The sequence below is a fragment of the Rhizobium mesoamericanum STM3625 genome (assembly GCF_000312665.1).
GTDB lineage: Bacteria > Pseudomonadota > Alphaproteobacteria > Rhizobiales > Rhizobiaceae > Rhizobium > Rhizobium mesoamericanum.
On record NZ_HF536776.1, the window covers coordinates 1 to 2,769 of the forward strand.

Here is a 2,769-nt window from a genome sequence, read left to right on the forward strand (position 1 = left end):
TACAAGATTCTCGAGCGCGGATACTTTCCTTGGCCGACGGCGAAAGATGGCGTTGCGCATCTGACGCAGGCTCAGTTGTCGATGCTTGTTGAAGGGATTGACTGGCGCCGACCAGCGTGGACTTCCGCCCCTGGCCGCACGGGTTAAAATCTATATTTTACAGGGACATCCGGGGCAAAACGCTAGTGCTTTCGCTGCAAATCGGCTATGTTTTTGGGCATGAAAGCACCGCCGCTGGACAGTCAGGACGAGCTATTGGCATTGCGCGCGCTCGTCGCTGAACAGGCGGCGAAACTTGAGAGCCAAGAAGCCGAAGTCAGCAAACGCGACTCGATCATCGGGCTTCTGCGTGCGCAGCTGGAACTGCTCCGACATCGGCAGCACGGCGCATCCTCGGAAAAGATCGATCGGAAGATTGAGCAATTCGAACTGATGCTCGAGGAGATCGAAGCCTCTCGCGCCGAGGCTGATGCTCGTTCCGGAAAAGGCCTGTTGCCAGATCTGGATGACGCCCCCGACAAGCCGAAACGCAGACCTCTGCCGGATGGCCTTCCAACTGAAGAGCGGGTCTACACAGCGCCCTGCAGTTGCCCGACTTGTGGTGGCATGTCCTTCCTGAAGGCGCCCGACAAGGTGGTCCAGGTGATGGAGCATGTGCCGGCTTCTGTGAAGATCGTCCGGCATATCGAGAAGCGCATGGTCTGTAAGGACTGCGATACAATGGTATCGGGTGAGATGCCGAGCTTGCCGATCGAGCGAGGCAAACCTGGACCAGGACTGCTCGCACACATCATGGTCGCCAAATTTGACGATCATATCCCACTCTACCGTTTGTCCGAGATGTACGACCGGCTGGGGATAGACATCTCCCGGTCTGTCATGGCGGACTGGGTTGGCCGTGTGTCCGTTCTGCTCTCGCCCCTCATCTCGCTGATCAGAGCCCATCTCGCGGCCATCGATCGAATACACACGGACGACACGCCGGTCGATGTTCTCGACCCAGGACGAGGAAAGACGAAGACCGGCAGGGTCTGGGTCTATGTCTTCGATGGCAGCGGCTGCCAGGATCCCACGCCCGGAGCGATCGCCTATTACTATAGCCCCGACCGAAAGGGCGTGCATCCGGCTGAACACCTCGCTCACTTCAGCGGCGTAATGCATGCGGATGGGTATGCTGGCTATAGCAAGCTTTACGGCAACCAGATCATCGAAGCTGCCTGCATGGCGCATGTGCGCCGCAAATTCCATGATGTGATCAAGCTCAAGCCATCCTCAATCGCTGACGAAGCGTTATCGCGCATCGGCGCGCTCTACGATATCGAGGATCGTATCCGCGGCATGTCGGCTAACGAGAGGCGAACACTGCGCCAGCAACACGCCAGACCCATTCTGGCGGATCTCAAGGCCTGGATTGAAACGGCGCTTTCGACGCTGCCGCAGAAACAGAAGCTGGCCGAAGCGATGCGATACGCTCTCTCGCGATGGGCAGCTTTGAGCGTCTACATTGACGATGGCCGTGTCGAAATCGATAACAACATAGCTGAGCGCGCTATGAGGCCACTCGGAATTGGGAGAAAAAATTGGCTCTTTGCCGGGTCAGACAAGGGCGGCGAGCGCATCGCCAATATCCTGACCATCATCGAGACAGCTAAACTCCATGGCCACAATCCAGAGACCTATCTGACAGACGTCCTGACCAGGATCCAGAGCCATCCGAAGGATCGACTTGAGGAACTACTCCCGTGGCAGTGGACTCCGGAAAAAGACCGGTACGAGGCTGCGTGATGGCACGCTCAAGGATCATCTATACCCTCAAAGAGGTCGCTGAGATGATCGGCGAGAACCTCGAGTTGATCGAAGAGGTGACCGCCAACCCGGATAATATCAGCGAAGGCGAATTGCTTTATGTCCGCGACGGCAGCGAATACGGCACAAAGGGTCTGACCGAGAACGGCGTGGACGAGCTCCAAAATCTCCTCGCCGACATACGGACATGGGATGGTGGAATCCGCCAGTTTCTCGTCGATGAACAATGCGATCCGGATGTGGTCGAACGCGTTATGGCAGACGAGATGAAACGCGGCCTATAATATCGGCCTCTCGACCAAGCGAAAATGCCTTCGCCGGACGCTTACAGTCGATCGGCTCCCGATGGAGATAGACCTTGAGGTCAGCGCCCAGCCTGAACATGACCCAACGCTCCTATGATCGCCGCCAGGCCATCGACATCGCTGCATTCCACCGTCAGGCTGACCCCGTTCGGCAGCACCGCGCTCAGCTTGGATGCATGAGATCGTTTGCCGACCGGCTCCGCCTTCGTCAGCGGACCGCTGGCAGAAGACGAGTGCATATCCGCAGCTATCTGAACCGGAACGAACGCCGAGACCGCAGGCAAAGCACGATCTTCTCTGGCTCTCTTCACCCACTTGCGAACGAGATTGGCGTTGACGCCGTGCTCCAGAGCGAGACGCGAGACCGAAACGCCCGGCTCTAAACACGCTGCGACAAGCTGATCTCGCGAAGCAGGGTCATATCGACGGCGGCCGTCGCGACCAACAAGCCGCACCTGCAGTTTAGGAGCATCTTCATCCATGATTTGGTGTCCACCTATTTTGGTGGACACTTCATGCACCAGAGCACTGAGCTTCAGAAGGTGTGCAGAAATTCGCGCTTACAGATGACCAGCATGGCGATCCTCAAATGGTGCCAAGAGACCATGTCGAATGGCACCCGTCAGGATCTCAACCTTGGCCATAAATACCCTGTTAC

The 2,769-nt window shown here is 57.3% G+C and carries 4 protein-coding genes and 1 pseudogene; 3 read left to right on the forward strand and 2 right to left on the reverse strand.

Annotated features, from left to right (window positions below):
* Positions 1-6 precede the first annotated feature (6 nt).
* From tnpB to BN77_RS35300, 3 genes are all read left to right on the forward strand, one after another.
* The gene (gene tnpB / locus BN77_RS28550) at positions 7-147 is read left to right on the forward strand and encodes a transposase (protein ID WP_244426277.1); all 141 of its coding nucleotides are present in this window, start codon (positions 7-9) and stop codon (positions 145-147) included.
* 72 nt (positions 148-219) lie between these two features.
* Positions 220-1,785, forward strand: a complete 1,566-nt coding sequence (gene tnpC, locus BN77_RS28555; RefSeq protein WP_037076824.1) for an IS66 family transposase — start codon at positions 220-222, stop codon at positions 1,783-1,785.
* The gene (locus tag BN77_RS35300) at positions 1,785-2,090 is read left to right on the forward strand and encodes a hypothetical protein (RefSeq protein WP_028749695.1); all 306 of its coding nucleotides are present in this window, start codon (positions 1,785-1,787) and stop codon (positions 2,088-2,090) included. The genes tnpC and BN77_RS35300 overlap by 1 nt, the downstream gene beginning before the upstream one ends.
* Here BN77_RS35300 and BN77_RS36040 read toward each other — a convergent pair.
* Positions 1,973-2,231 (reverse strand): annotated as a pseudogene (locus BN77_RS36040) (IS5/IS1182 family transposase); the annotation flags it as partial. The gene BN77_RS35300 and the pseudogene BN77_RS36040 overlap by 118 nt on opposite strands.
* The gene (gene tnpA, locus BN77_RS28565) at positions 2,171-2,593 is read right to left on the reverse strand and encodes an IS66-like element accessory protein TnpA (protein ID WP_007538829.1); all 423 of its coding nucleotides are present in this window, start codon (positions 2,591-2,593) and stop codon (positions 2,171-2,173) included. The pseudogene BN77_RS36040 and the gene tnpA, both read right to left, overlap by 61 nt.
* Positions 2,594-2,769: the final 176 nt, after the last annotated feature.

What these genes read in the sequence shown, in the direction of transcription:
- tnpC (WP_037076824.1), top strand. Translation starts at nt 220, where the DNA reads ATGAAAGCACCGCCGCTGGACAGTCAGGACGAGCTATTGGCATTGCGC.
- BN77_RS35300 (WP_028749695.1), top strand. Translation starts at nt 1,785, where the DNA reads ATGGCACGCTCAAGGATCATCTATACCCTCAAAGAGGTCGCTGAGATG.
- tnpA (WP_007538829.1), bottom strand. Translation starts at nt 2,593, where the DNA reads ATGGATGAAGATGCTCCTAAACTGCAGGTGCGGCTTGTTGGTCGCGAC.